The sequence below is a fragment of the Burkholderia sp. SIMBA_062 genome (assembly GCF_046534765.1).
In the GTDB taxonomy this organism is placed as follows: Bacteria; Pseudomonadota; Gammaproteobacteria; order Burkholderiales; family Burkholderiaceae; genus Burkholderia; species Burkholderia ambifaria.
The window spans coordinates 1-240 of the sequence record NZ_JAWRYD010000579.1 but is presented as its reverse complement, the minus strand read 5'-3'; the positions used below and the strand labels follow the sequence as shown (position 1 = coordinate 240).

Sequence of the window (240 nt, the reverse complement as noted above, 5' to 3'; positions counted from 1 at the left end):
CCCGCGACGCGCGCGGCACCGACTGGGAGCCGGACGCGTCGTAAGGCGCGCCGTCCCGCGAGCGAGTCCACGATGTCCGAGCACGCCGGCCGCCGCCACGACGCTCCCGAGCCGAGCGGCTTCGTCGGCCAGCTCTCGCATCGCCTGCGCATGGCGCTCGCCGAGAGCGTCACGCATCTCACCACGGGCAGCGGTCCGAAGCTCGATTATTCGAATCCGCCGGGCGATCCCGGCCTGTTC

The 240-nt window shown here is 72.9% G+C and carries 1 pseudogene; it reads left to right on the top strand.

Going from position 1 to position 240, the window contains the following annotated elements:
• Positions 1 to 72: 72 nt before the first annotated feature.
• Positions 73 to 240: pseudogene (locus tag SB786_RS37510) on the top strand (histidine kinase); the annotation flags it as partial.